This window comes from Cellulomonas algicola (assembly GCF_019024305.1).
GTDB lineage: Bacteria > Actinomycetota > Actinomycetes > Actinomycetales > Cellulomonadaceae > Cellulomonas > Cellulomonas algicola.
The window spans coordinates 196,336-214,467 of sequence record NZ_JAHKSJ010000002.1 but is presented as its reverse complement, the minus strand read 5'-3'; the positions used below and the strand labels follow the sequence as shown (position 1 = coordinate 214,467).

Below are 18,132 nucleotides of genomic sequence, written 5' to 3'. Positions count from 1 at the left end.
CGGTGGACGCGGGCGCCGTCGTCGGCGTCCGTGCGCGTCAGCGCTTCGTGATCGTGACGCGGACGGGGTCGCCGACGTCCTTGCCGAGACGCTTCCGGATCTTCGCGCTGAGCGACACCATGTGGCCACCCGTCCCGGTGACCATCGCGCCGACGTTCTCGAGGGCCACGTCGTCGACGGTCGCGTCGACGCGGACCGTCTTCCCCGTGCCGAAGAACTCCGCCGAGCCGGGGATCTCGACGCAGCTCCAGGTCTCGCCCTTGACCTCCACGCCGATCGTCGTGTCGAACTGCAGCTGCTCAGTCGTCGTCATGTCGGACACCGTACGGGCCGCCTCGGACGCACCGACGCCCCGCCCGGACGGATCCGGGCGGGGCGCGGTCCGTGCGAGCGCGGACGGGCCGGTGTCAGCGGGCCGCCCCGCCCGCGCACCAGGTCATCGGCGGACCACCACCTTCAGGTCCGTGCTGCTGGTCGTGCCGGCGGCGTTGGACAGCTCCGCGCGGTAGACGTGCGTCCCGACGGCCCGGCCGGTCACGGTCGTCGTCGCCTTCTGGGCATGGACGCCGTTCGCGACGAGGGTCTGCGTGTCGACGAGCACGCCGTCCTCGTAGAGCCGGTACTCGGTGGCGTTGGTCCCCCACCACAGGTTGGTCGTGACGGTGTACGCACCGTCGCCGTCCCGGTTGTCGTGGCTCAGCACCGGGGTCGCCGGGTTGGCCTTGCTCACGACGACGGTCAGCGGCGCGGTCGTCGTCGACCCGTGCTGGTTGGTCAGCACCGCGGTGTAGACGTACGTGCCGTTTCCCCGACCGGCCACCTGGAACGCGGCGGACTGCGCGGTCGGCGTGGCGTCGACGAGGTCGCGTCGCGCGATCTCGACCCCGTTCTCGAGCAGCGTCACGGTGTGGGCGTTCTGCCCCCACCAGACGTTGAGCGCGACGGTGTAGGTCCCGTCGTCGTCCCAGTTGTCGGACGACAGCGCCCCGCGGGCGGGTGCGCCGGTCGCCGGTCCGGGCACGCGCTCCCCGGGACCCGGGTCCGCGCCCGTGAGCGCGAGCCGCGGCGCCGGCGGCGTCGTCATCCCCGCGCCGAGGAAGTACGACGTGTGCGGCGGCTGGTTGTACGCGGTGTTCTGCCATGCGACGCCGAGCCGGTACACCGGGTCGGACTGCAGGGTGCGCAGCCGGTGCTGGGTGACGTCGACGGTCGTCGCGATGCGCAGCGCGGACGAGTCCGCGAGGCGGGTGACGAGCTCCTCGCGCCAGTCGCCGAACAGGTCGGCCTGGAGGGCGGGCGTGCCCTTGGTGCCGTTGTTCGACAGCGTCCCGGTCGCGCGGTAGACCTCCGTGGCGGCACCGGCGGACGGCGACCACTTCGCGATCGTGGGCACACCCGTCGTGGTCGCGGTGTCCCAGTCGTGGTCGGTGATCTCCCGCAGGAGGTCGCCGTCCCACCACGTGAGGAAGTTCGCCGCGGGGATCGACGTACCGAGCAGCGTGCCGTCGGCCGCCCGGAGCTCGCCGGAGCGGGAGTTCCACTCGCCCGTGCTGACGACCGCCCACGACTCCGCGCCCGGCTGGTCCGGGTCGACGTCACCGGACGCGGCACGCCCGGTGTCGCGCGTCGCGGGCATCGACCACAGCACCTCGCCGGTGCGGGCATCGCGGAACGTCGCGCCGATGCCCTTCGACGACGGCGCCTCCTCATGGGCGGCGAACACCTCCAGGCCGGGCCGGGACGGGTCGAGGTCGGACACGTGCAGCGCGTCGCCGTGGCCGAGCCCGGTGACGTACAGCGGGTCGCCGTCGTCGTCGATCGTCATCGAGCCGAAGACGATCTCGTCCTTCTGGTCGCCGTCGACGTCGGCCACGGACAGGTTGTGGTTGCCCTGGCCCTTGTACCGGTCGCCCTCGACGTCGGAGTCGAACACCCACCGCTGCACCAGCTGCGCGCCGTCGAAGTCGTACGTCGCGATGACGGTGCGCGTGTAGTAGCCGCGGCTGACGACGAGCGACGGGTGCTCGCCGTCGAGGTACGCGACGCCGGCGAGGAACCGGTCGACGCGGTTGCCGTAGGCGTCGCCCCACGCGGAGACGTCGCCGCGCGGCGGCGTGTAGTCGACGGTGTCGACCGCGGCACCCGAGCGCCCGTCGAAGACCGTGAGGAACTCCGGTCCGGTGAGGACGTAGCCGCTCGAGTTGCGGTAGTCCGCGCGGGCGTCGCCGATGACGCCGCCCACCCCGTCGACGGTCCCGTCGGCGGTCTTGGCCGTGACCTCGGCGCGCCCGTCGCCGTCCAGGTCGAAGACCTGGAACTGCGTGTAGTGCGCACCGGCCCGGATGTTGCGGCCGAGGTCGACCCGCCACAGCCGCGTGCCGTCGAGCTCGTACGCGTCGAGGTAGACGTTCCCCGTGTAGCCGGCCTGCGAGTTGTCCTTCGAGTTGGACGGGTCCCACTTCACGACGATCTCGTCCTGCCCGTCGCCGTCGAGGTCGCCGACCGACGCGTCGTTGGCGTTGTACGTGTACGGCTGGCCGTCCTTCGCGTACGCGTCGGCGGGCTTGTCGAGCGGCACGTCGAGGTGCTGCTGGTCCCACGGCCGGAACTCTGGCGTGGCCCAGCGCTCGATGCCGTCGACGACGCTGCTCACGCGGTAGGCCGACGCGGCGGACCCGCCCCCGTCGAGCGTGTTGGTCGAGCCGCCGATCGGCGCCCCGGTGATCCGGCGGCCGTCCCGGTACACGTGGAACCCGATCGACTCGGGGTCGGTGCCGAGCATGCGCCACCCGACGTAGACGCCGCCGTCGACGGCCACCGCGACGGGCGACCGGTCGAGCCGCTCCGCCTGCCGCGACAGGGTGGTGACGGCGGGCGACGTGACGGGCAGCGACTGCGCGGACACCCCACCGGCGTTCACCGAGGCGACGCGGTAGGAGTACGCGATCGTCGTCAGGACCGTCGTGTCGGTCCAGGACGCGGTCGACGCCCGCCCGACGAGCTCGTACGGCCCGCTCACCGACTCCGACCGGTACACCTGGTAGAACAGCGCGCCGTCGACGGGCGACCAGCGCACGGTCACGTCGTTCTTGTTCACCGCGCCGAGCGTGACGGGGAACGGCACGCCCGCGACCGGCACGGACGGGTCGACGGTCGTCACGTCGAGCACGTCGGTCGGCACGGACTCGGCCCCCGACGGGTCGAGCGCGACCACGTGGTACCGGTACGCGAGGCCGACGTCGGCGGCCGTGTCGACGAACGCGGGGTCGGTCGTCTCGCCGATCGCGACCGGAGCCGCGGCCCCGGACGCCTGCCGGTACACCCGGTAGCCGGCGGAGTCGTCGGTGCCGGTCCACGACAGCGCGACGGAGACGGCCGCGCCGTCGATCGACACCCCGTCGAGCACGAGGTCCTGCGGTGCGAGCAGCAGCGGCGTGATCTCGACGCCGTTGAGCCGCGACGACGAGCCGGTCATGACGATCGAGAGCTGACCGTCGGTGACGAGCACGGGCTGGCTGACCTTCTCGGAGACCGCGCCGGCGCCCGCGTTCGACGCACCCCAGTCCTTGCCCTCGATCTGCACGTTCGAGCGCGACGTGCCGATCCAGTCGCCGTTGTAGGTCTTGACCGCGTACGAGCCGTCGGGGACGTCGACCGCGAGCACGTGCTGCGGCCCGGGCAGCAGGAAGTCCCGCTGCAGGTCGTTCGGCGGCGTCGGGAAGTTCGTGCCGCGGTCGCGACCACCCATGCCCGTCGGGTCGAGCCAGCCCCACCCGGTCTCGGGCGTGTAGCGGCTGTTCTGGTTGACCTCGACGTAGCCCGGCATGACGGGCGAGCCGGCGAGCTGCACGTCGAACTTGTACAGCGCGGCCTTCGTCGTGACGCGGACCGTGGCGCTCGGCGCGGACTCGCCGCGACCGTTCACCGCCGTGACGCGCAGGTCGTACGACGCACCCTCGACGAGCCCGCCGACGGCCGCCTGCGCGAGCGTCGACGTCGCGACCAGCGCGTACGCGTCGTCACCGGCCGCCGCGTCCTTGCGGTAGACGCGGTAGACGTCCGCACCCTCGACGGGCGTCCACGTGAGCTGCACGCCCGCGTTGGAGACGTTGCCCGCGACGACGCCCGCGGGCGCGTCCGGCACGGCGGCCGGCGGCTCGAAGCCCTCGACCTCACCGGCCAGCGGCACGTCGAGCGCGGCGACGTCCGTCGCGACGAGCCGCGCCATCTGGATCGCGCCGTACTCCTGGAAGTGCGTGTCGTCGACCGTGCCCGCGGGCCGCCCCGGGTACACGCCCGCGGGGACGTGCAGGAACACCGCCTTGGCGGCCTCCGGCCCGATCTCGTCGAGGTAGGCGCGGCTGGACGCGGACAGGTCGACGAGCGGCGTGCCCGTCTCGGCGGCCAGCGCCGTGGCGGCAGCGACGTACTCGGGGAACGAGACGTTGAACCGGCCCGTCGTCGCGTCGAACGAGCGCCGCGACACCGGCGTCACGAGCACGGGCGTCGCGCCGCGCTGCCGCGCACCGTCGACGTAGGTGCGCAGGTACTCGCGGTAGTCGGCGGGAGCCGCGTACCGGTCGTCGACGCCGTACGAGTTGTCGTTGTGGCCGAACTGCACGAACAGGTAGTCGCCCGGCTTGATCAGCCGCAGCACCTCGTCGAGCCGGCCCTGGCTGATGAAGTTCTTCGACGAGCGGCCGCCGATCGCGCGGTTGTCGACGACCACGTCGTCCGACAGGTAGCGGTCGATCATCTGGCCCCAGCCGGCCTGCGGCGCGTAGTCCGCCGTGTACGACTGCACCGTCGAGTCGCCCGTCACCCACACCGTCGGCTTCGGACCCGCGGTGCGCGGCGACTGCTGCCGGATGGTGAGCGCGTTGAGCTTCGGGGCGGTCCCCGCGAAGTCGAGGTTGAGCTGCCCGTCGACGACCGCGATGTCGAACGACATCTCGAGGAACTGCCCGGCGGGCTTCGCGGTCGTCGCGACCTTCGCCATCTGCTCGGCGGTGATCGCGATCTCCGACGCCTCCGCGGTGTCGCCCGCGACCAGGTCGACCGTGTAGTCGCCGGCCGGCAGGTCCACGACGAGCTCGGTGTCGCCGACCGTGACGAAGTCGGAGCGCAGCGCGTCGGCCGTGCCGCGGTCGGTCGCGGTGACCTGCGACGGGTCGACGAACCCGGCGCGGGCCGTCGGGCCGTACGCGCTCGTGGCGTCGAGGCGCGTGCTGCCCGGGACGAGCGCACCGCTGCCGAGGTCGAACGCGAGCACCCCGTCGGCGGGGAGCGTCGGGTCGGGGACGCCGTCGCCCGCGAGGCTGCTCACGGCGGCCGCGGACGGGACCGACGCGCCCGTCGCGGTCAGCGTCTGCACCCGGTACCAGTGCGTCGTGGTCGTGTCGACGGCCGCGTCCGTCGCGAACACGTCGCGGGTCGTCCGGGCGACCTCGGTGTACGGGCCGGCGAGCGCGTCGGCGCGCGTCAGCACGTAGCCCGTCGCACCCGCGACCTCGTTCCAGCGCAGCGTCACGGCACCCGGGGAGACGTGCGCGAGCCGCAGGGCCGTCGGCGCGGCGATCGCAGGGTCCGGCGTCGGCTCGGGATCGGGGTCGGTCCCGGGCTCGCCGGGGACGGCCGTGACGACGACCGCGTTGACGTAGCCGCCCGCACCCGCGCCGGTGACGCCGAGCGTGAGCTGGCCGTCGGCGACCGTCGTGCGCCACGTGCCCTCGGCCGCGACCTGCTTGGTCTTGAGCGTCCCGGCCGTCGCGCCCTCGAGCGTCAGGTTGGTCGTGGTCGTGCTCGACGTGGCGAGCAGGTCGCCCGAGCGGACCGTCACGTCGTAGGTGCCGTTCGGCACGTCGACGACGAACGACCAGGCCGTCGCGAGGACGAAGTCGCGGTCGGCGGCGTCGGTCGTGCCACGGTCACGGGAGATGGGAGTGACGCCGTCGGCGGGGACGATGCCGAAGCCTGTCGACGCGTCGTAGCGGGTCGCCTCCGTGACCTGGCGGTAGCCGTCGGCGACCGGACTGGTCGCGGTGCCGAGGTCGAACTTCCAGGTGGCGGGATCGGCCGCGTGCGCGGGCAGCGCGACGGCTGCGAGCGTGCCGGTCGCGAGGGCGGTGGTGAACCCGACGGCGGCGGCCGCGCGACGGCGGGCGTGGGCACGCCGCAGGTCGTGGGCGGACGAGGCGGGCGCAGCGCCGGGCGTGGGTTCGGGTGCGGGCTCGGGCAGGGGTGTCCGGGGACGGGTGGGGCGCATGCGTCACCTTCGTGTCTCGTCGTTGAGAGCAGGGTCGGACGGGCTGCGCGAGAGTCTGAATCGGTTCAATCGCGCGACCAGGTCATTCCTACCCAGCCGTCACGGGGTGCCGCAAGGGGGACGCGGAAAGAAGGGGAAAGCGCTCACCCTGTGGACGTCCCACCACGCGCCGGACGCCCAGGAGGCCGCCCCGCACGACGCGGGACGGCCTCCTGGTGTCGTGGGTGCCGGTCGAGACCGGTCACCGTCGACGTGGTGCGCTCAGCGCGACGCCCTCCCCGTCGCCGCGCGCGTGCACCGTCAGCGCAGCGTCCACCGCTGCGCGCCGCTGCCGTTGCAGTCCCAGATCTGCACCTGCGTGCCGGCGGTCGTCGACCCGCTGGGGATGTCGAGGCACCGGCCGGACTGCGGGTTGCGGTACGACCCGTTCGACTGCGGGATCCACACCTGAGCACCCGTGCTGTTGCAGTCCCAGAGCTGGACCTTGGTGCCGTTGCCCGTGGCACCGCCCGCGATGTCGAGGCACTTGCCCTGCACGCGCAGCGTGCTGCCCGCCTCGACGAACGACCACTGCTGAGCGACCGTGCCGTTGCAGCCCCAGATCTGGATCTTGTTGCCGTTGGTCGTGCTCCGGTTGTCGTTGTCCAGGCACATGCCGTTGGCGTTGACGAACGCACCGGCGGTCGTCCCGCCGCCACCGCCACCGCCGCCGCCCGTGCCGCCTCCGGTGAACGGGCTGAGGACCAGGCCGGCCGAGCGCGGGTCGCCGTCGTGCACGAGCGACTCGAATGCGCCGACGTCGTCGAACGCGAACGCGTACGCCTTGCCGTCGGCCATCGCGGCGTGGATCGCCTTGGCGTACTGGTTGGTGGGGTTGCTCTTGTAGAAGTCGGCCGCGTTGGTGCTCGGCTGCGTGTCGATCGTGCCGAGCGTCCCGCGGTTGAGCGCCGCACACAGCGTGCGGGCGATCGGCCCGACGACCTGGTCGTTCGGCGCGTGCAGGTTGCCGTCGCAGCCCCAGACGTCGGCGCTGCTGGGCTTGGTGAACGACGCGACCTGTGCGCCCGAGGCGTTCGTGAACCGCATGACGTTCCCGCTGGTCCGCCCGAAGTACTTGAGGTTCGGCTGGTCGCCGAACGGGACGACGGTCAGCGTCTTCGACGTGTACGCGTTCCACGCGGACGTGATGTACGGGTCGAGGTACGTGGCGCTCAGCAGGCCGGTCCCGGCCGCCTTGCCCGGCGCGAGGACACGCAGCACCGTGCCGTCGGACCTCGTCACGACCGAACCCGACCAGCCCGGCTGCGCCTTGAGCGCGTTGATGACCTGGTCGCGGCCGTTCGCGACGACGTCGCCCGTCCGCTTCGTCGCGCCGCTCGCGCCCGTGACCGTCACGGCGTGCGGGATCGCGAACATGTCGACCTGCGAGCTGTTCAGCCACAGGCCGGCGTCGTTGTAGGTGAGCTCGCTCCAGTCGAACAGCACGTCGCGGCTCGCGTCGCCGCCCGCCCACGGCGCGGGCTGGACGAGCCCGTCGGGCGTGAGGAAGAACGGCAGCTTGGCGCCCATCGAGAAGTAGATGCGACCGGAGAACCCGCGGGGCACGTTGATGGTCCGCGTGCTCCCGTTGGCGGGACCCGCGATGGAGACGTCGGGGGCCGGCGACGGCGGGTTGGACCCGGCGGGCCACGGCGTGAAGGCGCCGCTCGCGTTGACGTACCCGAGCCGGCCCGTCGCGAGGTTGGTGCCGAGCACGTACAGGTGGACCGCGTCGCCGCGTCCCGTGCTGTTGGTGACGGTGACGGGCAGCACCGACGGGCCGACGGCCTGGGCGGCCGTGGTGCCGGTGAGCGTGAGGGGGACCGCGAGGGTCGCCGCGGCGAGGACGCCGACGAGCGCTCTCAGTCTGCCGATCTGCATCTGATGACCTTCCGGGGGAGGTGGTCGGGAGGTGTCCGCCCGCGCCCGGAGGTGCGGCGCGGGAACGATGACACGTGTCACCCGACCGTCGTCGCGATGCCGCTCGAGCGTCGTGGCGTGGCCGGGCGCGTCGAGAGGGACGGTCGTCCCACTCGTGAGGCGCTCCGCAGGGGGAGGGCGTGCGGGTCCTGCACCCCGCTCCGGCGACGGTCACCGGGCGGGCGTCGTTCCCCGCGCCGACATCGGGTCGCCGCGGGTGCGCGCCGCTCGTCGGCCGGGCGTCGGTGCCCGGCGACGGTCGGCCGCGGTGCTGCCACGTCACCTGCCGACGAGCCTGATCAGCACCATCGTTGGTTACTGACAAGCAGGTAAGCGCGATGACCCGAGTCATCCTGTCGTTCACCCGAATGGCCGTCAAGGCGACGATGCCCGCCCGCACGGCCGGTCACCCGGGAGCGTGACCCCCGGCGTCAGCCCGTCGACCACCCGCACGACGCACCCACGAGGTCGTACACCGACCCGCGCAACGCGTCCGACGACGGCACGTAGAACACCGGCTGCTCGACCCCGTCGACCCGCGCGTGCACACCGAAGAACGTGCCGCGCTTGTCCTCGGCGACCGCGTGCGGGTCGCACCGGCTCGGCACGACCGGCAGCACGACCGCCGTCCCGCCGTCGAGCGCCGCGGTGTCCACCGCGACCCGCCAGTCGTTCGTCAGGTCCGCCGGGATCACCAGGTTCGTCCGGTCCACCTGCCACACCTCGACGCGCGGGCCGCCCGCGACCGGCTCGACGTGCAGCGTCAGGCTCCCGACCACGCGCCCGTCGACCGGGTGCCGGGGCAGGTCGTCGTCGAGCCACAACCGTGCCCCTGCCGCCACGGCGAGCGTCGCGCAGTCCTCCCCGCGGATCCGCGCGAGGTGCCCCTGCGGGTCCTCCGGCGTCACGACGACCGTCCCCGCGCGACCCTCCGCGTCCACCACCTCGAGCGCGACCTCGGCCGGGCCGGTGCCGTCGGCCGTGTCCGGGCAGACCGGGTCGCCGAGCTGGACCGACAGATCGCGGTCGACGCCTGCCCGGACCTCGCGTCCCTTGGCGCTCGACGCGTCCCCCTCGACGGTCGGCGAGCGCAGCGTCGCCCGCTCGACGGTCAGGTCGACGGTGCCGGTGTTCGCGACGCGGACCTGCACCACCCGCCGGCCCCAGTCGGCGCGCGACTGCCGGATCTCGACCGCGAGCGCCGCGGCCACGTCGTCGGGCAGCGCCGCGGCCGTCCCCCGCGCGGCGGCGCCGGTCGAGCCGGACACCCCGGGCGTCCCGTCGCCGCCGGACCGGTCGCGTCCGCCGTCGCCCGTGCAGCCCGCGACCACCGCCGCGACGACGAGCACCGCGACGGCCGCACCATCGGCCCACCGCCTCACGCGGCGATCCTCGCGCACCGCGCCCACCCCGTCACCTGCCGAGCCGAGCACTCACCCGCCGTGCCGAGCCGCCGCTCACCGCGCCACGCCGCACCCTCCGCGCCGAGCCGCCGCTCATCGCGGCAGTCCGCACCCTCCGCGCCCAGCCGCCACCCTCCCCGCCGGGGTCGTGCGCTCTCGTCCGAGATCGTGAGGTGGACCCACGAGCTCGCCACGAAGGTCCGGGTGGTCAGGCGTCCCGGGTCCAGGGGGCGCCGAGGGCGGTGAACGTCCGGCCCTCGGCGGCGACGCGCTCGCACCAGTCGGCGACGTCGGTGACGACCGGCCAGGCGTCGAGCCCGCTGCCCCGCCACGTGACGTGGTCGGCGGCGATCGCCGTCGGGTCGGGCGCGCTCCGCACGGCCTCGAGGACGCGCATGAACGCGCCGGTGTCGGCGACGGAGCAGCGGAGCGGCACGTCGTCGGACCGGCGGGCGTCGAGCAGCTGCGTGAGGAGGTCGACGCGCCCGGTGGTGATGCGGCGCGTGCCACGCGGCGAGCGGACCTCGATCGCGTCCTGCTCGTAGTAGAGGGTCAGCGACCCCTGCGACCCCGTGACGACGACGCGGGAGGGGGTGCGCTCGGCCGCGCAGAGCGAGAGCCCGGCGGCCACGCGCAGGCCCGACCGGGTCGTGACGACGACCGCGGACGTGTCGTCGGCCTCGATGTCGTGCGCGTGGAACAGGTCGACCTCGACGTCGGCGACGTCCTCGACGGTCCGCGCCCCGGCGACGAGCAGTGCGGTCGCGACCGCGTGCGCGAGCGGGTTGGTGACGACCCCGTCGACGACCTCGACGCCGTCGAGCGTGCGTCGTCCGGCCCACGCGGCGCGCTGGTAGTAGGCGACGGTGCGGACCCAGGTGCCGACGGCCCCGACGGACACGACGTCGCCGAGCTCGCCGGACGCGACGATCCGCACGACCTCGTCGACGGCGCCCGACCCGAACGTCTGGAACCCGACCTGGCAGCGGCGGCCGGTCTCGGCGACGACGTCCAGCAGGGCCGCGTGCTCGGCGAGCGACGCGGTCGTCGGCTTCTCGAGCAGCACGTCGCACCCGGCGCGCAGCGCGGCGGACGCGAGCGGCAGGTGCGTGGGGATGGGCGTGGACAGCACGACGACGTCGGGCCGCTGGACCTCGAGCAGCGCGTCGAGCGACGGGAACCACGGGGTGCCGGGCGGCACGTCGGCGACGCCGTCGACGGGTCGCGGGTCGACGACTCCGGACAGCACGGCCCGCCGGTCGGTGGCGAGCGCGGCGACGCGCCGGACGTGCGACGCGCCGTGCCCGTGCACCCCGACGACGGCCACGCGCGCGAGGTCGAGCGCGGCGGGCGCGCTCACGCCCACACCTCGGCGGCGAGCGCGGCGGCCTCGTCCTGGGTGAGGGCGCGGTCGACGACGACGGCGGCGAGCCCGGCGCGCAGCACGTCGCCCGCGGGCACCGCGACGGGTGCGTCCCACGCGAGCGCAGGCCCGGCGCCGACGTACTCGGCGACGCGCACGAACCACGGTCGCGCCTCGTCGGCGCCCTGGACCAGCAGCAGCGTGGTGGTGCGCGCCTCGCGCCGCTGGACGAACGCGAGCCACGGCGACCGGCTGCCGTGCACGGCCTCCTCACCGACGAGCCCTTCCCCGAGGACGGTCGTGAGGTCGGCGGACGGCAGCCGCCAGAACAGCCCGCCGTACCCGGCGCCGGGGCGGCCGTTGGTCGCGGGGCTCTCGATCCGCAGGTCGCCGTGCTCGGCGCGCAGCTCGGTGGTCCAGCGCAGCGCCCAGCCGCGCTCGTCGGGCAGAGCGCGGGCGCTGAGCCGGCGGTCCTCGCGCAGCAGCGGGCGGTCGCGCTCGTCGCGCCACAGCACGTCGTCGACCAGCGTGGAGCCGTCGTCGTCGAGCCGGACGCCGGTCGACACCTGGCGGCCGTGGTTCGGCAGGAGGGTCGGGCCCTCGTCGCGCAGGAAGGTGCGGCCGCCCCAGTAGGACGTGCCGTTGACGACGGGCACCGCGACGGAGACGCCGTAGTGGTGCCGGTGGTCGACGGGGCTGGTCTGCGTGAGGGCGGTCCCGGCGGCGGTGTGCACGGGGTGCAGGAACGGCCGGGGCGAGTGCACGGGCGGGATCGTGTCACCGGGCTCGTAGCGCGCGAGCGGCGTCGCGGCGCCGGGGCGGGCGCCGGTGCGGACGGTGGCGGACAGGACGTGCGCACGTCCGTCGGTGCTCCAGCGCGGGGCGGACTGCACGTGCGGCTCTCCCGGACGGTCGGTGACGGGCTGGGTGCGGCGGCGCAGCCGGACCGCGGGCGGCACGGGGCCGGTGCTGGCGCGCACGGCGAGCAGCGGGCGGATCAGCGGCGGGGTGGGGTCGACGTCGTCGCCCGCGGCGGACCGGCGCAGGTGCTCCCACGCGAGGCGGCCGAGCTCGACCTGGGGGACGGTCGCGGTCGTGAGCGACGGGGTCGCGTACCGCGCGAGCTCGATGTCGTCGAAGCCCGTGATCGAGATGTCTCCGGGGACGGCGACGCCGAGCTCGTTGAGCCGCGCGAGCAGGCCGAACGCGACGAGGTCGTTGTAGGCGACGACGGCGGTGGCGCGCGACGCGAGCACGTCCTGCGCGGCGGCGTACCCGGAGTCGACGGACGAGCCGGCGGGCATCTCGGACAGGCGCAGGTCCTCGCGGCGGGCGGCGGCGACGCGCAGCGCCTCGAGCCGGGCGGAGTGCGACGCGCTGCTGGTCGGGCCGGCCAGGTAGAGCAGGTGCCGGTGCCCGAGCCGTGCGAGGTGGTCGACGATCTGCTCGATGCCGTCGGCGTAGTCGATGCCGAGCGTCGGGGTGGTGCCGTCGGGCGCGCGGTTGACGACGACGACGGGCGCGATCTCCGGGAGCAGCGCGCGCAGCGTCGGCTCGGGCATGCGCGGGGAGACGAGGACGACGGCGTCGCAGCGCAGCCGTGCGTCGAGCGCGACCTTCTCCTCGTCGACGCTGTCCTCGGCGGTGTCGGCCACCAGCACGCGGTAGCCGCTCTCGGACGCCGCGGAGGCGACCCCGCGGAGCACCTGCTGGAACATCGGGTTGGCGAGGTCGGGCACGACGACGGCGACGGTCTCGGTACGGCCCAGCGACAGGCTGCGCGCGACGTTGCTCGGCCGGTAGTGGAGCTGGTCAGCGACCTCGCGCACACGGGACGCCAGCTCGGCGTCGACGGTCGTCCGGCCGTTCATCACGCGCGAGACCGTGGCGCGCGAGACCCCCGCGATGCGCGCGACCTCCGCGATGGTCGGCGCGGATCGCGCCCACCCGTTCTGCGTCACTGCAGTCCTCCACCGGGTCGTTCCCGTCCGACCCGCGGGGCACGCGTTGCTCGACCCCCCGGGTACGGTTCGTGGCCGAACATACACCACAGGAAACCGGTTCCCAAGGCGTTCGTCCGGTGCTACGGTACCCAATCGGGAACCGGTTTCCCGCTGCAACGCCGATGCACAACGAGGTGGTCGACGCATGTCGGTAGTAAGTGAGTTCCGGCGAACGACCGGGAAGCGAGGAGCCGCGGGCGCCGCCCGTGGCGTCACGGGACGGGGCGACGGCAAGGTCGCCGCGATCTTCCTGGCGCCGTGGTTCCTCGGGTTGTTCCTCATCACCATCGGGCCGATGGTGATGTCGCTCTACCTGTCCTTCACGGAGTACCGGCTGCTCAAGCCGCCGACGTGGATCGGGCTGGAGAACTACACGCGGATGTTCGAGGACCCCCGGCTCCTCAACTCCCTCAAGGTCACGTTCACGTACGTGCTGACGGCGGTCCCGCTGCAGCTGATCGTCGCCCTCGGGCTCGCGATGCTGCTCGACCGCGGGCTGCGCGGCCTGTCGTTCTACCGCTCCGTGTTCTACCTGCCGTCGCTGCTCGGCGGCTCGGTCGCCGTCGCGATCCTCTGGCGGCAGGTGTTCGGCGCGGAGGGCCTCGTCAACGCGTTCCTCGCGCTGTTCGGCGTCCAGGGCAAGGGGTGGGTCTCCGACCCCGACACCGCGCTGTGGACGCTCGTCGCCCTGCACGTCTGGACGTTCGGCGCCCCGATGATCATCTTCCTCGCGGGCCTGCGGCAGATCCCGGAGATGTACTACGAGGCCGCGTCGATCGACGGCGCCGGCAAGGTGCGGCAGTTCCGCAGCATCACCATCCCGCTGCTCACGCCGATCATCTTCTTCAACCTCGTGCTCCAGGTCATCGGCGCGTTCCAGAGCTTCACGCAGGCGTTCGTCGTCTCCGGCGGCACCGGCGGACCGGCCGACTCGACGATGTTCTACACGCTCTACCTCTACCAGAAGGGCTTCACGGCCCTGCAGATGGGCTACGCCTCCGCGATGGCGTGGCTGCTGGTGCTCATCGTCGCCGCCATGACGGCACTCAACTTCCTCGCCTCCAAGTATTGGGTCTTCTACGGTGATGACTGACCTCCAGATGCGCCCCGACCCCGCTGCCGGCGTCCACGCCTCGCGCGCCGACGCCCGCCACGACGGCGGCAAGACGCCTGTCCTGCGCACCCGCTCCCCCTGGCCGTCCCGTTGGCGCGCGTTCCTCAAGCACGTGGGCCTGATCGCGCTCGCGCTGATCATGCTGTACCCGCTGATCTGGCTGCTGGTGAGCTCGTTCAAGCCGAGCGAGCTGATCTTCCGGGACGTGTCGCTCATCCCGTCGGAGATCGACACCACCAACTACACGGCGGGGTGGAACGCGCTGCAGTACCCGTTCAGCCGCTACCTGCTGAACTCGGCGCTCATCGTCCTCGGCTCGCTCCTCGGGAACCTCGTGAGCTGCTCGATGGCGGCCTACGCGTTCGCACGGCTGCAGTTCAAGGGCCGCCAGCTGTGGTTCGCGATCATGCTCATGTCGATCATGCTGCCGATCCACGTGATCATCGTCCCGCAGTACGTGCTGTTCTCCCGGCTCGAGTGGATCAACACGTTCCTGCCGCTGATCGTGCCGAAGCTGCTGGCCACGGACGCGTTCTTCATCTTCCTCATGGTCCAGTTCTTCCGCGGCATCCCGAAGGAGCTGGACGAGGCCGCGCGCCTCGACGGCGCCGGGCACGGCCGCATCTACCTGCAGATCATGCTGCCGCTGTCGATGCCGGCCCTCGCGACGACCGCGATCTTCACGTTCATCTGGACGTGGAACGACTTCTTCAGCCAGCTCATCTTCCTCACGAGACCGGACATGTACACGGCTCCGGTCGCCCTGCGCACGTTCATCGACGCCACGGGCCAGAGCTCGTGGGGGCCGATGTTCGCGATGTCGATCGTCTCCCTCCTGCCCGTCTTCCTCGCGTTCCTCTTCGGCCAGAAGTACCTGGTCAAGGGCATCGCGACGACAGGCATCAAGTAGCACCCGGGCTCGCGCCCGGCCGCAGTGACCAGCACACCGACGTCCTCGTCACGAAGGAGAACCATGCGCCACCGTCCCGCCCTCCGCGGCCGGACCGCCGTCCTGCGGTCCGCTGCACTGCTCGCCGTCGGGGCCCTCGCCCTGACCGCCTGCGCCGGGTCCGACGAGCCCGCCGCCGAGGCCACCTCGTCCGGGCCGCCCGAGCCCGTCGAGATCCGCTTCTCGTGGTGGGGCTCCGACACCCGCCACGAGCTCACCCAGCAGGTGCTCGACAAGTTCACCGAGAAGTACCCGCACATCACGGTGGTGCCGGACTACACGGACTGGAACTCGTACTTCGACAAGCTGAGCACCGGCGTCGCCGGCGGTGACGCCCCCGACGTCATCACGCAGGAGGAGCGCTACCTCGCGGACTACGCGTCGCAGGGCGTGCTGGCCGACCTCAACGAGCTCGAGCTCGACACCTCGAAGATCGACCCGAACGTGCTGCAGTCCGGCACGATCGACGACGCGCTCTACGGCGTCGCGACCGGTGTGAACGCGTACGCGATCGTGGCGGACCCCGAGGCGTTCGCCGCGGCGGGCGTCGAGATGCCCGACGACACCACGTGGACGTGGGAGGACTACGTCGACATCGCCAACGAGATCTCGGCCAAGACGGGCAAGGCGATCTACGGCGCGCAGGACTACGGGTTCAACGAGCCCGGGTTCTCGATCTTCGCGCGGCAGCGCGGCGAGTCCCTCTACAACGAGGACGGCGAGGTCGGCTACAAGGAGTCGACGCTGGCCGACTGGTGGCAGTACTCGCTCGACCTGCAGGCCGGCGGCGGCACGCCCGACGCGGCCCTCACGGTCGAGACCGACGCGGGCGGCCCCGAGCAGTCCCTCGTCGGCACCAACAAGGGCGCCATGGCGTGGTTCTGGACCAACCAGCTCACCGCCATCACGACCGCGTCGGGCCGCCCGCTCCAGCTGCTGCGCGTCCCCGGCGAGTCCGAGGAGGAGCGCACCGGCATGTACTTCAAGCCGGCCATGTTCTACTCCGTCTCCGCCAAGTCGCAGCACCCGGAGGAGGCCAAGCTCCTCGTCGACTTCCTGCTGAACGACCCCGCCGCCGGCGAGATCCTGCTGTCCGACCGCGGCCTGCCCGCCAACACCGACGTCCGCGCCGCGGTGCAGGACAAGTTCAACGACACCGACAAGCAGGCCGCCGAGTTCCTCGCGAGCCTCGAGGGCGACATCGTCGACGGTCCCGTCGTGCCGCCGGTGGGTGCGGGCGAGGTCGCCGGCATCACCAAGCGCATCAACGAGGAGGTCCTCTTCGGGCGCCTCACGCCCGAGCAGGCCGCGAAGCAGTTCACCGACGAGGTGAAGCTGGCCATCGGCCAGTAGTCCTCACGCTCGACGCCGGCCCGACCGCCGGCACGCACGGTCCCGACGGGGCGGTCCGCACGCAGCGGGCCGCCCCGTCGGGCGTCCTCGGGGGTGACCGGCGACGGCGCGCGGGGGCTGCCCCGTCCGCCGTATCAGCTGCGGCGGCGCGCGCTCCTGCACGGTGCCAGGGTGGGTGCTGGCAGGTCCGCCGGGACCCGCCCGCCACACCGCGCGACGACAGGGCCCGAGCGGCCGACGAAGGACCCGACGATGCCCGACCCGCACACCCCGGTCCCGTCGCCGTCACCGCTGCCCCCGCCCGTCCCCACCGACGACGACACCCGCGCGCACCGCCGGGTCGACTTCGACCCGGCGGTGCACGGGTTCGCGTTCCCGAACGCGTTCGTCGACGAGCTCATCACGCTGCCGAACGGCACGACGATCACGACGTCGGGCCGGTGCGGCGGCATGGCGTACGCGGCGCTCGACTACTTCCTCTCGGGGCGTCCGGTCCCCCGCTGGTCCGCCGACCTCTACGCACCCGACCGGGTCCCGCCGGACGAGAACTGGCTCGCGAAGTACGTCCACGACCGCCAGCTCCAGTCGTTCCTCACGGGCTCGGCGACGAAGTTCGTCACGTGGACGTTGCACTCCGACCACGAGACGTGGGTGTTCAAGGGCGTGAGCCGGTGGACGAAGGAGGAGGAGGTCCCGCGGGTCGTCGCGTCCGTCGACGCGGGCCGGCCGGTCGTCCTCGGGCTCGTCGTCGCGCGGTCGCTCGCGAAGGTCGGCGACAACCACCAGGTCGTCGCGTACGGGTACGACGTGGACCGCGCGACGGGCCGCGTCGCGCTCCAGGTGTACGACCCGAACTCGCCGGGCCGTGAGGTCGTGTTCACGTCGGAGCCCGGGCAGAAGGACTGGTCGGCGTCGAACGGCCGGCGCTGGCGCGGGTTCTTCGTGCAGGACTACACGCCCAAGCCGCCGCGCGCGCTGACGCGCACGGCGCCGTCGCGCGACCGGCAGATGAGCACCGGCGACGTCGTCAAGCTGTCGCACGTGTGGACGGGCCGCTCGCTGCACTCGCACGGGCTCGCGTACACGCACCCGGGCACGTCGGGGCAGCAGCAGGTCACGGCGTTCGACGGGTCCGACGACAACGACCTGTGGCGGCTCGCGGCTCCGCACGGCAACGCGGCCGCGGTCGGCGACGGGCACGTGCTGCGGCACGGCGACGTGCTGCGGCTGCGCCATGTCGAGACGGGCCGGAACCTGCACAGCCACCGCGGCTTCCCGTCGCCGCTGACGGGTCAGCAGGAGGTCACCGCGTTCGGACGCGACGGCGTGGGCGACGCTGGGGACGACTGGCGCGTCGAGGTGGACGGCGGCGGGCGCTGGCGGGCGGGGTCGCGCGTCCGCCTCGTGCACGTCGCGACGGGCGTGGCGCTGCACTCGCACCGGCGCTCGGACCCGCAGCTCACGGCCGGCCAGCAGGAGGTCACGGGCTTCACCGGGCGGGACGGCAACGACTGGTGGACGGTCCTCGAGGTGCGCTGAACCTCCCCTGACCTGCGCCCCGACCGCGCGGCGGCGGTGGCTCCCCGGCTAAATCCCGACCGAATATCTCAGGATTCGGGAGGGGGCTTCTCACCCCTCGGAGGTGCTGGCACGGTGTTACTCATGTCGACCCGCCGAGCACCCGCCACCGCAGCCGTGCTGCCCGTGGCCCGCTCGTGTCGGG

The 18,132-nt window shown here is 73.0% G+C and carries 10 protein-coding genes; 4 read left to right on the top strand and 6 right to left on the bottom strand.

Annotated elements, in window-relative coordinates; all coding sequences use genetic code 11:
• Positions 1–37 precede the first annotated feature (37 nt).
• From KOV94_RS01005 to KOV94_RS00980, 6 genes are all read right to left on the bottom strand, one after another.
• Positions 38–313, bottom strand: a complete 276-nt coding sequence (locus KOV94_RS01005) for a DUF1905 domain-containing protein (RefSeq protein ID WP_218050980.1) — start codon at positions 311–313, stop codon at positions 38–40.
• A gap of 123 nt (positions 314–436) precedes the next feature.
• Positions 437–6,265 carry a rhamnogalacturonan lyase family protein gene (locus KOV94_RS01000; RefSeq protein ID WP_218050979.1) on the bottom strand — a complete coding sequence of 1,943 codons (5,829 nt, stop codon included), beginning with the start codon at positions 6,263–6,265 and terminating at the stop codon, positions 437–439.
• Positions 6,266–6,565: 300 nt separating this feature from the next.
• Positions 6,566–8,185 carry a beta-1,3-glucanase family protein gene (locus tag KOV94_RS00995; RefSeq protein ID WP_124343555.1) on the bottom strand — a complete coding sequence of 540 codons (1,620 nt, stop codon included), beginning with the start codon at positions 8,183–8,185 and terminating at the stop codon, positions 6,566–6,568.
• A gap of 470 nt (positions 8,186–8,655) precedes the next feature.
• The gene (locus tag KOV94_RS00990; protein ID WP_124343554.1) at positions 8,656–9,606 is read right to left on the bottom strand and encodes a hypothetical protein; all 951 of its coding nucleotides are present in this window, start codon (positions 9,604–9,606) and stop codon (positions 8,656–8,658) included.
• Positions 9,607–9,835: 229 nt separating this feature from the next.
• On the bottom strand, positions 9,836–10,987 hold the full coding sequence (locus KOV94_RS00985; protein WP_218050978.1) for a Gfo/Idh/MocA family protein: 1,152 nt from the start codon (positions 10,985–10,987) through the stop codon (positions 9,836–9,838).
• The gene (locus KOV94_RS00980) at positions 10,984–12,951 is read right to left on the bottom strand and encodes a DUF6807 family protein (protein ID WP_124343552.1); all 1,968 of its coding nucleotides are present in this window, start codon (positions 12,949–12,951) and stop codon (positions 10,984–10,986) included. Before KOV94_RS00980 ends, KOV94_RS00985 begins: the two co-directional genes overlap by 4 nt.
• A 187-nt stretch (positions 12,952–13,138) precedes the next feature.
• Here KOV94_RS00980 and KOV94_RS00975 point away from each other — a divergent pair, with 187 nt between their 5' ends.
• The 4 genes from KOV94_RS00975 to KOV94_RS00960 all read left to right on the top strand — a co-directional run bounded on the left by KOV94_RS00975 (position 13,139) and on the right by KOV94_RS00960 (position 17,948).
• Entirely contained in the window at positions 13,139–14,086 is a 948-nt protein-coding gene (locus KOV94_RS00975; protein ID WP_124343551.1) for a carbohydrate ABC transporter permease, read from the top strand.
• A complete protein-coding gene (locus KOV94_RS00970) occupies positions 14,079–15,017 on the top strand; it encodes a carbohydrate ABC transporter permease (protein WP_124343550.1) in 939 nt (312 codons plus the stop codon). Before KOV94_RS00975 ends, KOV94_RS00970 begins: the two co-directional genes overlap by 8 nt.
• A gap of 63 nt (positions 15,018–15,080) precedes the next feature.
• Positions 15,081–16,409 carry an ABC transporter substrate-binding protein gene (locus KOV94_RS00965; RefSeq protein ID WP_218050977.1) on the top strand — a complete coding sequence of 443 codons (1,329 nt, stop codon included), beginning with the start codon at positions 15,081–15,083 and terminating at the stop codon, positions 16,407–16,409.
• Between the two features lie 252 nt (positions 16,410–16,661).
• Positions 16,662–17,948 (top strand): MIR domain-containing protein, encoded by a 1,287-nt coding sequence (locus KOV94_RS00960; protein ID WP_218050976.1) that lies wholly within the window; start codon positions 16,662–16,664, stop codon positions 17,946–17,948.
• Positions 17,949–18,132: the final 184 nt, after the last annotated feature.